Annotated in this window: 18 protein-coding genes and 5 tRNA genes; all 23 read right to left on the bottom strand. The window is 52.6% G+C overall.

Going from position 1 to position 17,794, the window contains the following annotated elements; genetic code table 11:
• Positions 1 to 3 precede the first annotated feature (3 nt).
• Positions 4 to 396, bottom strand: coding sequence for a PAS domain S-box protein (locus tag ACTQY5_RS08670; RefSeq protein WP_154487914.1), 393 nt, complete (start codon positions 394 to 396; stop codon positions 4 to 6).
• 196 nt (positions 397 to 592) lie between these two features.
• Entirely contained in the window at positions 593 to 3,106 is a 2,514-nt protein-coding gene (locus ACTQY5_RS08665; protein WP_022487078.1) for an excinuclease ABC subunit A, read from the bottom strand.
• Between the two features lie 334 nt (positions 3,107 to 3,440).
• On the bottom strand, positions 3,441 to 4,391 hold the full coding sequence (locus ACTQY5_RS08660; RefSeq protein ID WP_441369075.1) for a DUF542 domain-containing protein: 951 nt from the start codon (positions 4,389 to 4,391) through the stop codon (positions 3,441 to 3,443).
• Between the two features lie 417 nt (positions 4,392 to 4,808).
• Positions 4,809 to 5,372 (bottom strand): chromate transporter, encoded by a 564-nt coding sequence (locus ACTQY5_RS08655; protein WP_022487076.1) that lies wholly within the window; start codon positions 5,370 to 5,372, stop codon positions 4,809 to 4,811.
• A complete protein-coding gene (locus ACTQY5_RS08650; protein ID WP_441369074.1) occupies positions 5,369 to 5,953 on the bottom strand; it encodes a chromate transporter in 585 nt (194 codons plus the stop codon). The genes ACTQY5_RS08655 and ACTQY5_RS08650 overlap by 4 nt, the downstream gene beginning before the upstream one ends.
• Positions 5,950 to 6,273 (bottom strand): ArsR/SmtB family transcription factor, encoded by a 324-nt coding sequence (locus ACTQY5_RS08645; protein ID WP_022487074.1) that lies wholly within the window; start codon positions 6,271 to 6,273, stop codon positions 5,950 to 5,952. Before ACTQY5_RS08645 ends, ACTQY5_RS08650 begins: the two co-directional genes overlap by 4 nt.
• Positions 6,274 to 6,496: 223 nt before the next feature.
• Entirely contained in the window at positions 6,497 to 7,531 is a 1,035-nt protein-coding gene (locus ACTQY5_RS08640; protein ID WP_441369073.1) for a threonine aldolase family protein, read from the bottom strand.
• 440 nt (positions 7,532 to 7,971) lie between these two features.
• Positions 7,972 to 9,516: a glutamine-hydrolyzing GMP synthase gene (guaA, locus tag ACTQY5_RS08635; RefSeq protein WP_022487072.1), complete on the bottom strand. Its 1,545-nt coding sequence runs from the start codon at positions 9,514 to 9,516 to the stop codon at positions 7,972 to 7,974.
• A gap of 78 nt (positions 9,517 to 9,594) precedes the next feature.
• On the bottom strand, positions 9,595 to 10,863 hold the full coding sequence (gene uraA, locus ACTQY5_RS08630; RefSeq protein WP_279128178.1) for a uracil permease: 1,269 nt from the start codon (positions 10,861 to 10,863) through the stop codon (positions 9,595 to 9,597).
• Positions 10,864 to 11,050: 187 nt separating this feature from the next.
• Positions 11,051 to 11,139: transfer RNA gene (locus ACTQY5_RS08625), tRNA-Leu, on the bottom strand.
• Between the two features lie 13 nt (positions 11,140 to 11,152).
• Positions 11,153 to 11,226 (bottom strand) — tRNA-Cys (locus tag ACTQY5_RS08620).
• 9 nt (positions 11,227 to 11,235) lie between these two features.
• Positions 11,236 to 11,310 (bottom strand) — tRNA-Gly (locus ACTQY5_RS08615).
• Between the two features lie 8 nt (positions 11,311 to 11,318).
• Positions 11,319 to 11,394: transfer RNA gene (locus ACTQY5_RS08610), tRNA-Phe, on the bottom strand.
• Between the two features lie 4 nt (positions 11,395 to 11,398).
• A tRNA-Asp gene (locus ACTQY5_RS08605) sits at positions 11,399 to 11,475 on the bottom strand.
• A 303-nt stretch (positions 11,476 to 11,778) separates the two neighbouring features.
• Positions 11,779 to 12,045 carry a 30S ribosomal protein S15 gene (gene rpsO / locus ACTQY5_RS08600; RefSeq protein ID WP_012938052.1) on the bottom strand — a complete coding sequence of 89 codons (267 nt, stop codon included), beginning with the start codon at positions 12,043 to 12,045 and terminating at the stop codon, positions 11,779 to 11,781.
• 153 nt (positions 12,046 to 12,198) lie between these two features.
• A complete protein-coding gene (locus tag ACTQY5_RS08595) occupies positions 12,199 to 12,546 on the bottom strand; it encodes a toxin-antitoxin system HicB family antitoxin (RefSeq protein ID WP_022488389.1) in 348 nt (115 codons plus the stop codon).
• Positions 12,533 to 12,784 (bottom strand): type II toxin-antitoxin system HicA family toxin, encoded by a 252-nt coding sequence (locus ACTQY5_RS08590; RefSeq protein WP_303225773.1) that lies wholly within the window; start codon positions 12,782 to 12,784, stop codon positions 12,533 to 12,535. The genes ACTQY5_RS08595 and ACTQY5_RS08590 overlap by 14 nt, the downstream gene beginning before the upstream one ends.
• Before the next feature lie 252 nt (positions 12,785 to 13,036).
• Positions 13,037 to 13,702 (bottom strand): aspartate/glutamate racemase family protein, encoded by a 666-nt coding sequence (locus tag ACTQY5_RS08585; RefSeq protein WP_022488387.1) that lies wholly within the window; start codon positions 13,700 to 13,702, stop codon positions 13,037 to 13,039.
• Between the two features lie 7 nt (positions 13,703 to 13,709).
• Entirely contained in the window at positions 13,710 to 14,435 is a 726-nt protein-coding gene (locus ACTQY5_RS08580; protein WP_369678691.1) for an amino acid ABC transporter ATP-binding protein, read from the bottom strand.
• A gap of 4 nt (positions 14,436 to 14,439) precedes the next feature.
• Positions 14,440 to 15,096: an amino acid ABC transporter permease gene (locus ACTQY5_RS08575; RefSeq protein WP_022488385.1), complete on the bottom strand. Its 657-nt coding sequence runs from the start codon at positions 15,094 to 15,096 to the stop codon at positions 14,440 to 14,442.
• Positions 15,097 to 15,123: 27 nt separating this feature from the next.
• A complete protein-coding gene (locus ACTQY5_RS08570; RefSeq protein ID WP_022488384.1) occupies positions 15,124 to 15,969 on the bottom strand; it encodes a substrate-binding periplasmic protein in 846 nt (281 codons plus the stop codon).
• A 19-nt stretch (positions 15,970 to 15,988) separates the two neighbouring features.
• Positions 15,989 to 16,825, bottom strand: a complete 837-nt coding sequence (locus ACTQY5_RS08565; RefSeq protein WP_022488383.1) for a polysaccharide deacetylase family protein — start codon at positions 16,823 to 16,825, stop codon at positions 15,989 to 15,991.
• Positions 16,822 to 17,688 carry a polysaccharide deacetylase family protein gene (locus ACTQY5_RS08560; protein WP_288174959.1) on the bottom strand — a complete coding sequence of 289 codons (867 nt, stop codon included), beginning with the start codon at positions 17,686 to 17,688 and terminating at the stop codon, positions 16,822 to 16,824. Before ACTQY5_RS08560 ends, ACTQY5_RS08565 begins: the two co-directional genes overlap by 4 nt.
• Positions 17,689 to 17,794 lie beyond the last annotated feature (106 nt).

The raw sequence follows: 17,794 nt of genomic DNA, 5'->3' as shown, positions 1-17,794 counted from the left end.
ATATCACCGTTCTTCCGGCACAGGATATTCGCCTTCCGGGAGAACCCAGAAGTATTCAATGGCGCCCAGGGTTTCGTCTCCTTTGAACAGGGGCTCTGTATGAACCATCACCGGAATCCGCCGGCCGGTCCGGTCTTTCAGGAACACGGGCTGCTGCCGTGACTGCCCATCATAGATGGTGGCCAGCATGGGGCAGAAATCATGGCACAGATGAGTCCCCTCCTGGTCGATGTGGTCCAGTTCTCCTTCATAACAGTGACGGCCCACCATTTCCTCCCGGCTGTATCCGGTAATGCGCTCGGCACCCCCACTCCAGAAAAGGATTTTCCGTTCCGTATCCAGCACATACATGCCAAAAGGAGCTTCATCCACCATCTTCTGAAGCAATTCTGTCATTTGAATATCCATGGAATCACCCGCTGTCTCCTGATTGTTCATACTGTTTCCGTAATTTGACAAAACAGATGACTTTTATCCATATTATAAGGGAATTTTACATAAAAGTCCACAATCGAACAGAGAAAAGAAATCAGCACCGAGACTCGCACCCCGCGGTTGGGCGTGCGAATTTTTTCACACCCCTTTTCAGAATTCAGGCGTCAGACCGCAAAAAGAATCCGGTTCGGCTCTCCTTACACCGCTCCACCTCTTCCGGAGTCCCGGCAGCCACGATCCTGCCGCCCTGGCAGCCGCCGCCCGGCCCCATGTCGATAATGTAATCAGCATTCCTGATCACATCAAGGTCATGTTCGATGACCACTACCGTGGCCCCATGGTCGATCAGGGTCTGGAAAACATGTAAAAGCTTCCTTACATCCTGGGGATGAAGGCCGATGGTCGGTTCATCGAAAATGAACACGGAATCACTCTGTCCTTTTCCCATTTCACTGGCAAGCTTCAGCCGCTGGGCTTCCCCACCGGAAAGTCCCGGTGTTTCTTCTCCCAGTGTCAGATACCCCAGACCCAGGTCGTGGAGGACCTGAAGCCTCTGCTGGAGGAGCTTCAATCCCCCCAGTGCCTGCAGCACCTGATCCACGCTCATATTCATGAGTTCTGGCAGGCTGTAGAGGTTTCCGTCCCGGGCTTTGCGGCGGATGTGAAAAGCTTGCTGGCTGTAGCGGGATCCTCTGCAGTCCGGACAGGGAATCTTTACATCCGGCAGGAATTGGACGTCCAGCGAGATTTCCCCTGTGCCATCACAGGTGGGGCAGCGGAGTTTTCCTGTATTATAGGAGAAATCACCGGCTTTGCAGGACTGTTCCTTCGCCTCTGCTGTCCTGGCATATAGTTTTCTCAGCCCGTCGTGGACATTGGCATAAGTTGCCACCGTAGAACGCACATTGATCCCGATCGGTGCCGCATCGATCAGCTTGACCTGCGTGATTCCTTCTGCCTCAATACTTTCAATATGTCCTGGCAGTTTCTGTCCGTTGATTTTTGCCTGGAGCGCCGGTATCAGGCTCTCCAGGATCAGAGTGGTTTTGCCGGAGCCTGAGACACCGGTTACAACAGTGAGCCGTCCCATAGGGATCTTCACCTGCAAAGGATGTACTGTGTGGATTTTTCCTGTTTCCAGATGGATGGTCCCTTTGGCGAACAAAGAATCCTTTTCTGTCACTGGACGGATTCTTGATGTATATTGATCGGAAAGAAAAGGACCTATGACCGATTCCGGATTTTTTGCCACATCGGCGACCTTTCCCTGGGAAATCACCGTACCGCCCTCTGCTCCCGCACCTTTTCCCATCTCGATCAGCCAGTCAGCGTGTTTCAGGACCTGGGTGTCATGGTCAACAATTACGATGGAGTTTCCGTCTGCCAGCAGGTCGTCCATGACCCCTGTAAGGCCCTTGAGGTTAAAAGGATGGAGACCGATAGACGGTTCATCAAGGACATAGAGTACACCTGTGGTACGGTTCCGTACTGCCCTGGCCAGCTGCACCCGCTGCCGTTCTCCTGTGGACAGCGTGGACCCCGCCCTGTCAAGGGAAAGGTATCCCAGACCCAGGTCCATCAGCCGCTTGGAAACATCCAGGAAGGACTCACAGATGCTTTCAGCCATGGGGCGCATTTTTTCGGGCAAAGATGCCGGAACCCCCTGGACCCAGGGAATCAGTTCCGAAAGGGTCATGGCAGCTGCCTGATCCAGCCCGATTCCTCTGAGCCGCGGCGCACGGGCGGCTTCTGACAGTCTGGTGCCATGGCAGTCCGGACAGACATCTTCTTCCAGATATTTTTCCAGCCGTTTCATCCCCTTTTCGTCTTTGACCTTGGCCAGGGAATTTTTCACGGAATTGACTGCACTGTAGTAGGTGAAATCCATCTCTGCCGGCTCCAGAGTATTGGGATTGACATAATGGATATGATGTTTCTTCAGTTCGCCGTGATAGACGATTTCTTTCTCCTCCGGGGTCAGATCACGAAAAGGGACATTTGTCCGGACCCCCATGGTCCGAACAATGTCTTTCATCAGTGACCACATAAGAGTTCCCCAAACCACCACTGCGCCTTCATCGATGGTTTTGGAATCATCCGGTACCAGGGCCGCCTCGTTTACATTTTGGACAATCCCTGTTCCGCCGCAGGCAGGACAGGCGCCTGTACTGTTAAAGGCCAGTTCCTCCGCTCCGGGACCATAGAATTTCTCACCGCATACCGGACAGGTGATTTCCTGCATGGCCGCCACAGCGAAAGAGGGCGGGCAGTAATGGCCATTGGGACAGCGGTGGCTCCCCAGCCGGGAAAACATGAGACGCAGGCTGTTCAACAGTTCAGAAAGGGTCCCAAAAGTACTGCGGATGCCGGGGACACCCGGGCGCTGATGGAGGGCGAGGGCAGCTGGTACATACCGTATCTCCTCTACGTCCGCCCGTTCCGCCTGGGTCATCCGGCGCCGGGTGTAGGTGGAAAGGGATTCCAGATACCGCCGGGATCCTTCCGCATACAGGACCCCCAGGGCCAGGGAGGATTTCCCGGACCCGGACACCCCGGCAATTCCCACGATTTTGTGGAGAGGGATGTCCACGTCGATATTTTTCAGGTTATGCACCCTGGCGCCCCGGACCTCAATGTGGTCAGGGATGGAAGGGATGTGTTTTGTGCTCATGCAGCATTATCTCCTTTGCTTGAAAGCCTTTGCATCTATCATAATACAGATCATTAAAAAAACGTTGAGACAGGGCCTCTGGCAAAATGCCGCCGGAGCCTCCCGTTCCTGCAGCTCTCTCCAGGCGCGGGAGATGTACCCAGATACGCGAAAGCAGATGGGTGCATATCCTACGAATTTTGGCCGGGGCACAAGAAGGGCCCAGATGCACGAAAGCGGGAGATGTGGATTGTGGCATAGTACATAAGCGTACATGCCGCGATCCAAATCTCCCGCTGACAAAGCAGATGGGCCCTCATTGTGCCCCGGGGTTATGCGTTAGCCCTTTTATTGCCTAGTCCTGGTTCGGATTCCAACTGCTCCCCGAGTATTCCAAAGGATGGGCGTGGCTGAAGGAAGCGCCGCAACTGGGGCAGCCGGTTTCTCCGCAGTCATTGCAGTACAGAGCACCGCAGTTGCCGCATTCAAAGAGCACCGGGCTCTTTTCTTCCCCATTTTCGCTTTCACAGTACCCGCAGGTGTTGCTGTTGCTGCCGGCTTCCTGTTCCAGGGTCACTTCCACCTGACGGTCCAGTTCTTTCTGGCTGGGCGCTTTTTCCGCATATTCCGGGAAGACAATGGAGTTTTCCTTGAAGATGTGGACGAATACGTCATTGATGAATTCTTCCAGCAACTGATAGGTCCGTTTGAAAGTGGCACAGGCATCAGCAGGAGCGGTGAAATGATCGGTGAGGGATTCGATTTCCTTGATGATGTCCCCGGCGGCAGAATGATCTTTTTCCAGGTTCTGGATCAGGGTGAGGACTTCCAGGTTGGGCTGGGGATAGGACCGCATCAGCGGGAACACCATCCGTTCTTCCCGGGCAAAATGTTCTTCCAGTTCAGTTTTCAGAGTACCGTAGAGATGATGGAGGCGGGTGAGCAGTTCCCCGTGGTGGACGAAATGGACCAGGAGGATCTTGTTCAGGTCCGTTTCGATTTCTGCCATGTATTTCCGTTCATCCACATGGTGAGTGGCTTCCAGGTCCTGGAGCATGTCAGGGATGGAAAGGTTCTTGAACCGTTCCAGGGATTCCTGCTGGCTGCCGGTTTTAGCGCTGTGGGCGGCAATGAATTCATTCAGGTCCGCCACCACCTTTTCCGCATCCAGATCCGTATTCTTCACAGCTTCTTCCAGAGGGATTCCCCCGCCGCAGCAGTAATCCAGGTGGAGTTCATTGAAAAAGGGAATGGTCTGGGGATAATCCCGGACAACGTCAGCCAAAGTATTCTTCACAGTAATCATGGAACATTCCTCCCAATTTGTTTGGTGTTTGTTTGATGGTCTAAGTATAGTAGATTAGTAGAAATAATTCCGTTGCCATGACAACTGCATAGAGTAACTTATTCATGTGCTTTTTCTTCTGCTTCATCGGCATGAAGATGTCTGTGGATGGGGTCCTCCGAGGGGCCGGCGATATGCAGATGTTCACCATCGCCAACTTGGTCAACTTAGGACTTCGGGTCAGCCTAGCCATGGCCCTGGCCCCCGCTTCGGCCTCCCCTTCGTCTGGTACGTCGTCTCCCTGGGCTGGCTGGCCAATTTCCTGCTTTCTGGCTGGGAATATCGGCGAGGAAAGTGGAAGGGAAAGAAAATGGATCCGTCGATCAGATGAATAGCTGGAAGGGATCTGTCCGGTTCCGACAGCGTCTTGCCTCCTTTCTACCCTCCATAGACTATTACGCCCAGAACAGCGGAAGCCAAGATCAGCCCAACGGGTGAAAGCTTCTTTTTCATAGCCCGCTGGTAACCCCTTTTTCCCAAAATCAGGCCAAGAATCACAAAAAGTGCCTGGAACGCCTGTTGGGGCTGCTTCCCTTGGCCGAGGCAATGCTGGAAGGTCATATAGAGGCCAGTCGCCAGCACGATACCCGTCACGCAGGGTTTCATCCCTCGCAAAAGACTCTGGATATATCGGTTGTCCAGCAGGTGATGGAGTATTGCCGTAACCAGAATGATGATCAGGAACGAAGGCAGGACAACGGCGGCTGTCGCGGTGATGGCTCCCAGAAAGCCTCCCTGGCTGCTTCCTACATAAGTCGCCAGATTGACCATAATCGGTCCCGGGGTACTTTCACTGACGGCAATCATATAGGTCAGCATGTCGTCATTCAGCCAGCCGTAGGACAGGACGACGTCCCGGATCAGAGGGATCGCACCATATGCACCTCCGAAGGCAAAACATCCGACTTTCAAAAATCCTGCAAATAAATCCAGATAGATCATTTTCCGCCACCACCTTCTTGATGGGATGGCGCCTGCAGCCTGGAAAATGCCAGACTGATTCCTGCTGCCAGGAGCATCAGCCGGATGGAAGAAATTGGTAGACCATAGATATCGCTGCAGAGCATGGCCAAACAGGAACCCAGGAGGATGCCCCGTGACAGCCACGTCCTGGCGCCTTTTCTCAGCATCATCATGGCTGCCTCCAAAATCAAAAGCCCCACAGCGATCTTGATTCCCTGGAATGCGGCAGCCAGCAGTTTCCACGTAAAGAAATCATACAGGAACAGCGAAGCGGCCAAAATGACCAGAAAAGGAGGGACGACGATGCCAAAAGTAGCTGCAAAAGCTCCCGCCAATCCGGCCTGCTTATATCCGGTAAAGGTGGCACAGTTGATGGCGATGGGACCGGGCGTGGATTCTGCGATTACGGTAATATCCATCAGTTCCTCATGGGTGATCCAGTTCTTTTCTTCCACACAGCTGTGCTCGATCATGGAAATCATGGCATACCCGCCCCCAAAGGTAAACAGTCCGATTTGGGCAAAAGTCAAAAACAAATCCCTGAGCTGATTCTGGTTCATGCTTTTTTCCCCCGATATTCACATTGGCAGGCTTTTTGCTCACGGTCCACCTGCAGAGAATCCCTCCGCATCTGTTCCACCTGCTCCGCCAGGAAGTCGATGGCTTCTTGGTCCGGCAGATAGTGCATATGATAGCCGTACTTTTCTCCATAGACCAAACCTGCTTCCCTCATAATCTTCAAATGCTGTGAAATGGCCGATTCCGAGATCCCGAACTTTTTGGAAAGAGACCGGACGCAGTGCTTCCTTTCCAAAAGTGCCTGATAGATCTTCAGCCGCATGGGTTCTCCCAGTGCCTTCAATATACGGTCAAGTTCCATAATTCCACCTTCTTTGATTTAGTATTTACTTAAATATAACAGATTATTTTAATTTAGTAAATACTGAATTAATTTTTAATCCCTCTGAAAGGCCGTAAGGTACAGGAGATGTGCCCAGATACGCGAAAACAGGGATTTGGTTCGTGGCATAGTACAAAGACGTACATGCCACAGTCAAAATCCGTTGCTGACAAAGTAGATGGGTACATATCCCGTGCCTGGGTTATGCGTCGGCGATGTCGGCGATAAGCGCCTCCACCTCCCCCTCCTCCGTACTCCAGGAGGTGCAGAAGCGGACTACCAACCGGCCGTCTTCCAGGTTCCCTTCTTTTTCAAAAACATATTTTTGGGCCAATTTTTCCGCCTGTTCCGGAGTGAGGACCACAAACTGCTGGTTAGTGGGACTGACCACGTATTCAGCAATCCCCTTCTGCCGGAAGGCTTCCCGGATCCGAAGGGCAAAGGCATCCGCCCGGGCAGCCAGTTTGAAATACAGGCCATCCCGGAGCAGAGTATAGAACTGAAGGCCCAGAAGCCAGCCTTTAGCCAGGACGGCTCCGCTCTGTTTCATATGGGCCTTGAACCGGCGGACAGCTTCCGGATGAGTAAGGACCAGCGCTTCCCCAAAGAAGGCGCCGCATTTGGTGCCGCCCAGGTAAAAAGCGTCCGTAAGCTGGGCCATATCCGGCAGGGTCAGGTCATTGTCCGGAGCAGCCAATCCATAGGCCAGCCGGGCTCCGTCTACAAAGAGAGCCATCCCATATTTCCGGCAGACTTCTGAAATGGCGGTAAGTTCCGCTTTGGAATACAGGGTGCCGTATTCAGTGGTGAAAGAAATATAGACCATTGAAGGCCGAGTGAGCCATTCCGGTTCACCGGCATCATAATAGGACCGGACTTCCTGTTCAATCTGGGCGGCGGTGATTTTCCCGTCTTTCTGGGGCAAAGCCAGGATCTTGTGGCCGGTATTTTCGATAGAAGCACATTCATGGCCATTGATGTGACCGGTGGAAGCACAGACCACACTGTCACAGGAGCTCAGAAAGGCCGCGATGGTCACCAGGTTCACCTGGGTGGCTCCTGGGAAGAAATACACTTTGCCCTGGGGACACTGGCACAAGTCCAGGATCATTTTTTCTGCCTTGTCACACCATTCATCGGTACCATAACCGCTGAACTGGGTATCGTTGGTACGGACCAGGGCTTCCAGGATGTTGGGATGGGCCCCGTGGTTGTAGTCATTGTTGAATCGGATCATGATAAGTCCTCCCTGAAAAGATGATTTACCCCTTGATTCTATCATAAATCCAGCCCTTTGTCCTAAATCCCTTAAAAGACGTCGGAACCGGCCCTCACGGGTCTCTCAGAAAGCAGACGTCAGCTTTGTCCGATGCAGATGCAAGTTTCCAGCCTGTCCATAGCCAACAAGCTGACATCCGAACTCTGTAGGCCTCCGGCCGTGTCTGATGTCTTTTTTCTCCCTCGATTTTTTCTCTGAGCACCAGAGTAGGTCAGATGCGCGAATTCAACAAAGCAGATGGGCCCGATTTTCTTCCAGGTGCGAGAGATGTACCCAGATACGCGAAAGCGGGGAATTTGGTTCGTGGCATAGTACATGGACGTACATGCCGCGGACCAAATTCCCCGCTGACAAAGTAGATGGGTGTATATCCCGCGCCTGGGTTATGCGTCAGCCGCTTACTCCCACTCGATAGTCGCCGGCGGCTTGCTGGTAATATCGTAGACCACACGGTTTACCCCGGGGACTTCGTTTACGATTCTTCTGGAAACGATGTCCAGCACGTGGTAGGGAATGTGGGACCAGTCGGAGGTCATGCCATCGGTACTGTTGACGGCACGGAGGGCGATGGTGTTGCTGTAGGTCCGGAAGTCACCCATGACACCGACACTGCGAATGTTGGGGAGACAGGCGAAATACTGCCAGATGGACCGGTCCAGACCGGCTTTGGCGATTTCTTCCCGGAAAATAGCATCGGCTTCCCGGACGATGTGGAGCTTTTCTTCGGTGACTTCGCCCAGGACACGGATGGCCAGGCCAGGACCCGGGAAGGGTTGGCGCCATACCAGTTCAGAGGGAATGCCCAGTTCTTCGCCTACGGCACGGACTTCATCCTTGAACAGTTCCCGGAGGGGTTCGATGAGGCCCAGTTTCATGTCTTTGGGCAGGCCGCCTACATTGTGGTGGCTCTTGATGGTGGCAGAGGTGCCGGTACCTCCGGATTCCACCACGTCAGGATAAATGGTCCCCTGGACCAGGAAGTCCACGTGACCGATCTTTTTGGATTCTTCTTCGAAGACACGGATGAATTCTTCCCCGATGATCTTCCGTTTCTTTTCAGGGTCGCTGACACCTTTCAGTTTGCTGAGGAAACGGTCCTGGGCGTTGACCCGGATCAGGTTCATATCAAAATCCCGTTTGAAGACCTGTTCCACCTGGTCTCCTTCGTCTTTCCGCAGGAGGCCGTGATCCACAAACACGCAGGTGAGCTGCTTGCCCACAGCCTTGTGGACCAGCACGGCGGCCACGGAGGAATCCACACCGCCGCTCATGGCGCAGAGTACGTTCTTGTCCCCTACCTTTTCCCGGATTTCCCGGATCTTGTTCTGGGCGAAGGAGGACATGGTCCAATCCCCGGACAGGTTGCAGATATTGAACAGGAAGTTGGAGAACATCTGCTTCCCAAAGGGAGTGTGCATCACTTCCGGATGGAACTGGACGCCGTAGAGTTTCTTGTCCTCATTCTGCATGGCAGCGATGGGACATTCTTCCGTCTGAGCAATGACCGTAAAGCCTTCCGGGGCTTTTTCCGCATAGTCCTGATGGCTCATCCAGCATACATTGTTCTTTTCCAGACCGGAGAAGAGACGGGTTTCATTGTCAAGGGATACAGCGGTCTTGCCGTATTCCCCGCTGCCGGCATGGGCCACTTTGCCGCCCAGCGCCTTGGTCATGAACTGATCCCCATAGCAGATGCCCAGGACAGGGATGCCCATTTCGAAAACGCCCTCATCCACGCTGGGGGTATTTTCTGCATAGACACTGTTGGGACCGCCGGACAGGATGATGGCCTTGGGATTCTTGGCTTTGATCTTGTCCAGGGTATAATTGTAAGGAATGATTTCGCAGTACACACCGCATTCACGAACTCGTCTGGCAATCAGCTGGCTGTACTGTGCGCCGAAGTCAACAACCAGGACAACCTCATGCTGTAAATTATCCATACTCTGCCTCCCTTTGGTAGTTTGTAATATTTAAAACAGTATACTATAAATCGCCGTTTCTTTCAATTCCAAATCCGATTATTTTTCGTTGGACAGGCCCAATTTTTCGAAAATCAGAAAGGCCAGGCTGGCCAGGATGGCCACCACCGTTGCCAGGCCCATGCCTTTTAGCTGGACGGGCCCGATGTGGACCGCTGCCCCGGAAAGACCGCTGATCATGGTCACGGCTGTGAGGATCAGGTTCTTGGGCTGGGTAAAGTCCACTTTCCGTTCCACCATCATCCGGAGGCCGGACGCTGCAATAAAACCGAACAATAAGATGCAGACGCCCCCCATCACCGGGGTGGGGATCCCGTGGATCACCGCAGCGATCTTCCCGATGAAGGAAAACAGGATGGCGAAAATGGCTGCACCGCCAATGACCCAGGTGCTGTACACCCCGGTAATGGCCATGACCCCCATGTTTTCCCCGTAGGTGGTATTGGGAGTGGAACCCAGGAGCCCGGAGAGCACGTTGGAAAGACCGTCCGCCATAAGGGACCGGTGGAGCCCGGGATCCTTGATCAGGTCACGTCCCACAATGTCGCTGGTGACGAACAGATGCCCCAGATGTTCCGCCAGCACCACAAACAGGGCGGGCAGGATCATCATGATGGCGGACAGATTGAACCGGGGCTGGTAGAAGGTGGGGAAAGAGAACCAGGCGGCGGTTTCCACCGCAGAGAAGTTCACCACACCCATGAACCAGCTGAGGACGTAGCCGGACACCACCCCGATAAGGATGGGGATGATGGCGATGAATCCCCGGCCCAGGACGGTGGCCAGGATGGTCACAATCAGGGTGAACATGGAAATGGTCATGGCCTGACCGTTGGTCATCCCCTGGACCGGATCCACGAAGCCGCTCATGTTGAGAGCCAGGGGCGCCAGTTCCAGACCGATGATGGCCACAATGGATCCCATGGCCGCGGGCGGGAACAGTACATCGATCCAGTCCGTGCCGATTTTCTTCACCATAAGGCCGATCAGGATGAAGCAGAGGCCGAAGGCAATGAAGCCTCCCTGGGCGTCTCCATAGGTCATCCCCGGGGTGGCGCACACCGCCAGCACAGGGGAAATGAAGGCGAAGCTGGAGCCCAGATAGGCCGGGAGCTTCCATTTGCAGATAGTCAGATACAGCAGGGTGCCCACCCCGTTCATAAACAGGGCGGTGGCAGGGTCCACGTGCAGGAGAAAAGGCACCAGTACGGTGGAACCGAACATGGCAAACAGATGCTGCAGGCTCAGAGGGATGGTTTCCAGGACCGGAAGCTTTTCTTCCACGTGGATGATTCGTCGTTCTTCCATGGATCATGACTCCTTTTTTCTTTTCATTTCTTTTATTTTACCATATCCGGCAGGGAAGAAGGAAGGAATGTTGGTACATTCTGGGGGCCGCCCGGCCTGCGGCCCTCCAGGGTTCATACGGGTTTCCCGAAATCTCCGGAAGCTGAAAAAAGGACTGTTGCTTATGCAACAGTCCTTCAAATTTCAATGGTGCCGGGGACCGGAATCGAACCGGTACGGAGATCACTCTCCGAGGGATTTTAAGTCCCTTGCGTCTGCCAGTTCCGCCACCTCGGCGAAAAAGTTAAATTGGAGGCGACGCCCAGAATCGAACTGGGGATAAAGGTTTTGCAGACCTCTGCCTTACCGCTTGGCTACGTCGCCATATGAAAATGGAGCGGAAAACGAGATTCGAACTCGCGACCCCCACCTTGGCAAGGTGATGCTCTACCACTGAGCTACTTCCGCATAAAGAATGGTGCCTCAGCGCAGAATCGAACTGCGGACACAAGGATTTTCAGTCCTTTGCTCTACCAACTGAGCTACCGAGGCAAATTGGCGACCCAGGACGGACTCGAACCGACGATCTCCGCCGTGACAGGGCGGCATTCTAACCAACTGAACTACTGGGCCGTTGTCAGGAAACACCCTCAGGTGCTGCCGACTTGATTAGTATACTGTATAGTAAGGAAAATGTCAAGGATAATTTAAGGCAATGGGAAATAAACTTCGCATTGCCGTCGCCGGTCATCAGTCAACGGCGTTCGGAAGGAACCCGGGCAGCGGATTCCTTCGATTCAGATAAAACCATAGAGAACGCATCCTCCCATGGACAAACAGCGACGGTATCAGGCTGTTTGCTGAGACTAGGGATACCAATTACATGCAAAAAAAGACTGCCCCATTTCTGGAGCAGTCTTTTCATCGCTTTTGGAATTATTTCCGCAGGCCCAGTCTTTCTACAATGCTTCTATACCGTTCGATGTTTTTCTTCATCAGGTAGTTCAGCAGGCCACGGCGCTGACCAACCATTTTCAGCAGGCCGCGACGGGAATGATGGTCCTTCTTGTTGGCTTTCAGGTGTTCGGTCAGATAGCTGATCCGTTCGGTCAGGATGGCGATCTGTACTTCAGGAGACCCGGTGTCCTGTTCGTTGATGCGGTAGGTTTCGATGAGTTCTTTCTTTCTTGCAGGCGTTAACATTGTTCTTTTCCTCCTTAGTCATAGAAAAGCCCGTGGCTGCAGCTGGCGTCGGAGTGTCGCGCAGCAGCGCCAAGGTTCAAAGAATTGTGCTCTTCCAGCACGTTGGCATTATAACATACTTTACAGTTTGGTGCAAGGGAAAAGGAAGGGCCATCAGGACCCTTGCGACAGCAGATACACGCAGTACTGATTCATGCTGACTCCTTCTTCTTTGGCGTGTTCGGCCAGACGGCGGTGCAGGCTTTTGGGGATCCGCAGCTTAAACTGTCCGGAATATCCATTGGCAGATACCGGTTCTGCAATCTCCACTCCGCTTTCCAAGGCTGCGGCCAGCCACTCCTTCTTCGCATCTTCAGCATTTTTGGCAGCCTCTTCCATGGAATCACCGACCGTGATGCATCCCGGCAAATCCGGATAACGGGCCACATATCCCCCCTCATCCGGATCCGGAACGATTTCCAGCCGATAAGGAAGTGCCATATAATATTCAATCGTTTTCATTTCCAGCTTCCTCCTCCACCACCTGTCGGACCATCTCGACATATACTTTTTTGATGGGTTCATGTTTGGGGATAGTAATGGGGTTTTTCCCAGGTTTCCTGAAAGTATAATGGCTGCTTCCGCCTCTGGGTGCACTCATTACGTACCCATAACTCTCCAATATTTTTCTTAGTTCATCAAACCTCATGTCTTTTGATAAAGTGAGTATTTTTTTCAGCAATTTTTCCCATTTAGACATATCGTTCCTGCCTTTAGTATAATTGACACCATATATGGTGTCAATATCTTGTTTCCTGTTGTGTACTGTCCAACGTTTTCCCTGATATTACATAGTATGTATTTTACTATATTTGTAGAATATTTCAACTTTTTATAGTGAAGCTAAAAAAGACGTCAGCCTGTTAGCAGTCAGCAGAGGATCCCTGCTTTCCATACCGAACAAATCTGACGTCTGCCATCTCAAGGCCCTCAGGCCACATTTGACTTTTTCTTATATTCCCTGCCGCACCAGGCTTTCTGCGGTGCATACGGCGGCAATGGCCGGGTCGATTACCGGGACCCCCAGTTTTTCACTAAGGGGCCTGGCCAGTCCCAAAAAGGACAGGCAGCCCAGGATCAGACACTGGACTCCTTGTTCCCTGATCAGCCTTTTTCCCTCTTCCACCAACTGGGCAAAGGCTTCTTCCCGATTGTCCCAGATGGATTTTCCCTGGAAATGGATGGCTCCGATGGCTTTGATCCGTCCAGGACCGATGCCCAAGGTAGGCAGGAACAGTTCTTTTTCCCCGATCCGGGCGGGATCACTGAGGATGACTCCCGACTGCCTGGCCACCAGGGGCGCCTGGAGCACCGAAGCCTGGGCTCCGCCCACCACTGGGATTCGGAGCCGTTCCCGGCAGGCTTCAGCCGCCGGATCAGAAAAGCAGTACAGCACCACAGCGTCACACCCATCCTGTTCCGCCTGTTTGGCCAGTTCCAGGATTTCCGGACCGGCCAGGACCACATCCGCCGCACTGTTGATTTCCACTTTTGTTTGGGTGAGACAGACCATGGACAGTTCCACATCGGGCCCCACAAACTGCTGGAGGATGCTGCAGCGCTGGGCCATGGCCTCTTCCCCCACCCCATAATCCGGATTGATGATACGGATTTTCATAGGCACCTCAGGACAGGATCTTGGACAGGAATTTCTGGGCCCGTTCCGATTTGGGATGAGCGAAGAATTCCGCCGGCGGGGCGCTTTCCACCAGATAGCCCCCATCCATGAAATGGATCATGTCGGATACATCCCGGGCAAAGCCCATTTCGTGGGTCACCAGTACCATGGTAATGCCGCTCTGGGCCAGTTCCCGGATCACGTCCAGCACCTCTTTCACCATTTCCGGATCCAGGGCGGACGTAGGTTCATCCAGGAGCAGCACATCCGGATGCATGGCCATGGCCCGGGCGATGGCCACCCGCTGCTGCTGGCCCCCGGAAAGCCGGCTGGGATATTCTCCTGCCTTGTCAGCCAGCCCAACTTTGGCCAAGAGTTCCCGGCCATCTTTTTCTGCTTCTTCCCGGCTTTTCCCATTGACCACCATGGGGGCATAGGTCACGTTCCGGAGTACGGTCATGTTTTTGAACAGGTTGAAATGCTGGAACACCATCACTTCTTTTTTCCGGATGTCCGCAATCTTTATCCCCGGTGCCAGAATGTCCTGACCTTCGAAGATGATCTTTCCCCCATCAGGTTTTTCCAGCAGGTTCAGACACCGGAGCAGGGTGGATTTTCCACTGCCGGAAGGACCGATGATGGTCACCACCTGTCCCCGCTCCACCTCCAGGCTGATGTCCTTCAGGACTTCCAGACTGCCGAAATGTTTGGCCACATGTTCTACTTGGATAATGTTGTCAGTCACTGATACGCACCTTCTTTTCAAAATAGGCACCGATAAAGGTGAGGATCATGACCAGCACATAATATACGGCAGCCGCTACTATAAAGGCTTCAAAAGCCCGGAACGTCTTGGCCTGGATTAAATCCGCCCAACGAAGGGTATCAGCGACCCCGATGACGGACACCAGGCTGGAATCTTTCAACAGCGCAATGCTCTCATTGATCAGCGCCGGGAAGGTGTTCTTGATGGCCTGGGGTAAAATCACATCCAGGATGAACCGATGCTTGGGCACCCCCAGGGAAAGGGCCGCTTCCCACTGGCCCTTGTCCACCGAAAGGATCCCGCCCCGGAGGGCTTCAGAAATATATGCGGCGGAATTCAGCCCAAAGGACAGCACCCCGGCTTGAAGTGCTGTAATGTTGTATCCCGTAAGCTGGGGCGTGGCAAAATAAATCAACATCAGCTGCACCAGAAGCGGTGTTCCCCGAAAAACTGAAATATAAAACCGTGCCAGAGGGGCAAATACTCTGTTCCGGGAGATGGTAATGAGAGCCAGGATAAAGCCCCCGATAAATCCCAGGAAAGTAGAGAAAAACGTGAATTTCAACGTAACCCACACTGCGCTTTCCAGTAGTGGCAGGTAGGGCATGAGAACAGAAAATTTAAACATAGGATTCGCTTCTCTTTTCAGATTAGATTACTGTTTAGCCACATCCAGTTTGGCTTCCGCCGTTTCATATTGTTTGGCAGCGTCTTCACCCAGGTATTTCACCAGGATTTTGTGGAATTCTCCATTGGATTTCATTTCCTTCAGGATATCGTTGATTTTGCCGATATCCTTGGAATCTTTGGGCAGAGCAATAGCAAAGGTATCATCGTTGACTACCGGCAGATCCAGGATGGCCATTTCCAGTTCAGGATTTTCCTTGACGAATACAGAAGCCTGGGCAGAATCAAAGAGCCCGGCATCGAGACGGCTGTTCTTGATATCCTGGACCACCAGCGGAGTATTGTCCAGTTCTGTCACTTCGATGCCCCCTGCTTCCTTCAGTTCTTTTACATAAGTGGTGCCCATGGAAGCCCCGGCTTTCTTTCCCTTCAGATCAGCCAGAGATTTGTAGCCAGCCCCCTTCTTGAAAATCAGTGCCTTCATGGGGAAATAATAAGGTTTGGAGAAAGAAACCACTTCTTTCCGTTGGGCCGTGGGAGAAATCCCGGAAATGATCATGTCCGCCCGGCCGCTTTGGAGAGTAGGCACCAGGGAAGCAAATTTCATATCCTGGAATTCCACGGTTTTCCCCAGTTTTTTCCCGATATACTGGGCAATTTCGATATCAATGCCGGTATAGTCCTTTGTGCCTTCCTTAACACTTTCAAAAGGCGGAAAAGTGGCATTAATGGCTACCACCAGCTTTTTGCCGTCTCCCCCAGTTTTTCCTGCCTCTTTCTTGGCATCATTTCCCCCGCATCCGGCAAGAGCCAGCAGGCAAAAGGCTCCCGCCAGTACACAGGCAATCTTTTTGGTCAGTCTGTTGGTCATCATCATTCATACTTCCTTTCTTTTAAAAACTCTCTCCCTTGGCATATTCCGGAAATCCGTTCTGGGAAAGATAGTATCGTGCCACCTGTTCATCGGTAGCAATCCAGGCCCCATGATCTTTGGCATACCGGATAAATTCCCGCAGCGCACGGACATACTGGGGATGGCCAATGAACTGAGGATGCATGACAAAATTCATCATCCGTCCTTCTTCCGCCAGTCCGTCCAGTTCATCCATCCAGATTCCCACCATTTCCCGTCCGCTTCGCAGGAAATAATGTTCCGGATGCTGAAGGGTATACATGTCATAGGAGGTATCATCCACAATGCCATCTTTTGGCAGTTCCACAATGGGAATGGTCTTTCCGTTCAGTTTGTGAAGAAAAGGCCCGTCATTGTCCCGCCAGTTGGAGGAATAGATATACCCCCGGTCCAGCCACAGCTGCAGGTGGAAGTCATATACGTATCCATCCGGGCTCCGGTTCCCCATAGGCCGTCTGCCGGTAATTTCCCTCAGGATGTTTTCCGCTTTTTCCATCAGGGCATTTTCTTTTTCGTAAGTGTCACAAACTTCATGAAGGTACCCATGATAGGAAACTTCATGCCCCAGTTCTGCAATAGTACGGATTACATCAGGATGATGCTCGGCAGTCCAGGCCGGAGTGAAGAAAGTGGCCTTCACTCCTTCACTTTCCAGCAGCCGGAGGATCCGGGGAATCCCCTGCTTGACGGAATAGCGTCCCCGGGACAAATGAACCGGGTGATGCACATTGACAGGATTCCGGGTCAGCCAGAGGGTTTCCGCATCAATATCAAAGGAAAGGCACAGGGCCAGCCGTTTTCCATGAGGCCATTTCATTGGCAGGCACCTTCTTTCTGTTCATAAAAATCCCTTACATATTGGGCCACTTCCTGACAGGAAGCAATCCAGGCTCCGTTTTGCTCCATGTACAGGACCAGCTGTTCCAGCATCCGGATCCGTCCGCTCCGGCCAATCAGCTGGGGATGGAGTTTCAGGACCATCACTTTGTCTCCCTCGCTGGCCAGTTCATCAAAATAATCTTTCCAAATCCCGTAAACATAATCATTGGGATAAGTGCAGGTAATGGTGGCCTCATCTGCATAGGAGAAGTAATAATAAGAAAAGTCGTCAATTCCCGGTTCTGTAGGCAGTTCGATGACCGGAGTCCGGGGGCCGCATTCCTGAGGAATGTAAGGCCAGTCGCAGTCCTTTAATGTGGAATCGTAAAGATATCCTCTTTCCTGAAGAAGTGCCATGCTGCATTCCTGAAGCACATCCAAAGGCCCCCGGTGTCCTGCCGGTTTGTGACCGCACAGCTTTTCGATCAGGGCTTCACTTTTTTCCATATTGGACCGTTCTTCATCAGCAGACAGACCAAGGGTGCTCTCATGCTCATACCCATGGTATCCGATTTCCAACCCTCTGTCGGCAATTTTCTTCACCGCATCCGGATATTCTTCGATGATCTTCCCGGGAATGAAGAACGTGGCAGGCAGATGCTGCCGGTCCAGCAGAGCCAGGCACCGGTCCAGGCCTTCGTGAGGGCCGTACTGGCCCCGGGAAAAGTCAGAGAATCCGATGGTTTTCTTCCCGATGACGGAATGACGCAACAGTTCCGCGTCAAAATCAAAAGTCAGCATGACGGCGATCCGCTTGCCTCCCGGCCACTGGATCCCATCCCCGTTTTTCAAAGCAATCAATAATTTCACCTTCCGTGCCATAGTATAGGATTCTGATTGGAATAAAGGTTATTATAGCACATATAAGATAACGTTGTGCATATTTTTTCACTGATTATGAATACAT

Origin of the sequence: Acidaminococcus sp. HCP3S3_H5, assembly GCF_052122235.1 — a bacterium.
Classification (GTDB): Bacteria; Bacillota; Negativicutes; order Acidaminococcales; family Acidaminococcaceae; genus Acidaminococcus.
The sequence above is the reverse complement of the archived record's forward strand: the minus strand, read 5'-3'. Positions and strand labels throughout refer to the sequence as shown.

Bases quoted from the DNA above. Each gene is read 5' to 3' on its own strand.
- ACTQY5_RS08665 (WP_022487078.1), bottom strand. From the start codon at position 3,106: ATGAGCACAAAACACATCCCTTCCATCCCTGACCACATTGAGGTCCGG.
- ACTQY5_RS08575 (WP_022488385.1), bottom strand. From the start codon at position 15,096: ATGTTTAAATTTTCTGTTCTCATGCCCTACCTGCCACTACTGGAAAGC.
- ACTQY5_RS08590 (WP_303225773.1), bottom strand. From the start codon at position 12,784: ATGTCTAAATGGGAAAAATTGCTGAAAAAAATACTCACTTTATCAAAA.
- ACTQY5_RS08565 (WP_022488383.1), bottom strand. From the start codon at position 16,825: ATGAAATGGCCTCATGGAAAACGGCTGGCCCTGTGCCTTTCCTTTGAT.
- rpsO (WP_012938052.1), bottom strand. From the start codon at position 12,045: ATGTTAACGCCTGCAAGAAAGAAAGAACTCATCGAAACCTACCGCATC.
- ACTQY5_RS08595 (WP_022488389.1), bottom strand. From the start codon at position 12,546: ATGAAAACGATTGAATATTATATGGCACTTCCTTATCGGCTGGAAATC.
- ACTQY5_RS08585 (WP_022488387.1), bottom strand. From the start codon at position 13,702: ATGAAAATCCGTATCATCAATCCGGATTATGGGGTGGGGGAAGAGGCC.
- ACTQY5_RS08670 (WP_154487914.1), bottom strand. From the start codon at position 396: ATGACAGAATTGCTTCAGAAGATGGTGGATGAAGCTCCTTTTGGCATG.
- uraA (WP_279128178.1), bottom strand. From the start codon at position 10,863: ATGGAAGAACGACGAATCATCCACGTGGAAGAAAAGCTTCCGGTCCTG.
- ACTQY5_RS08640 (WP_441369073.1), bottom strand. From the start codon at position 7,531: ATGATCCGATTCAACAATGACTACAACCACGGGGCCCATCCCAACATC.
- ACTQY5_RS08660 (WP_441369075.1), bottom strand. From the start codon at position 4,391: ATGATTACTGTGAAGAATACTTTGGCTGACGTTGTCCGGGATTATCCC.
- ACTQY5_RS08570 (WP_022488384.1), bottom strand. From the start codon at position 15,969: ATGATGACCAACAGACTGACCAAAAAGATTGCCTGTGTACTGGCGGGA.
- ACTQY5_RS08655 (WP_022487076.1), bottom strand. From the start codon at position 5,372: ATGATCTATCTGGATTTATTTGCAGGATTTTTGAAAGTCGGATGTTTT.
- ACTQY5_RS08645 (WP_022487074.1), bottom strand. From the start codon at position 6,273: ATGGAACTTGACCGTATATTGAAGGCACTGGGAGAACCCATGCGGCTG.
- guaA (WP_022487072.1), bottom strand. From the start codon at position 9,516: ATGGATAATTTACAGCATGAGGTTGTCCTGGTTGTTGACTTCGGCGCA.
- ACTQY5_RS08650 (WP_441369074.1), bottom strand. From the start codon at position 5,953: ATGAACCAGAATCAGCTCAGGGATTTGTTTTTGACTTTTGCCCAAATC.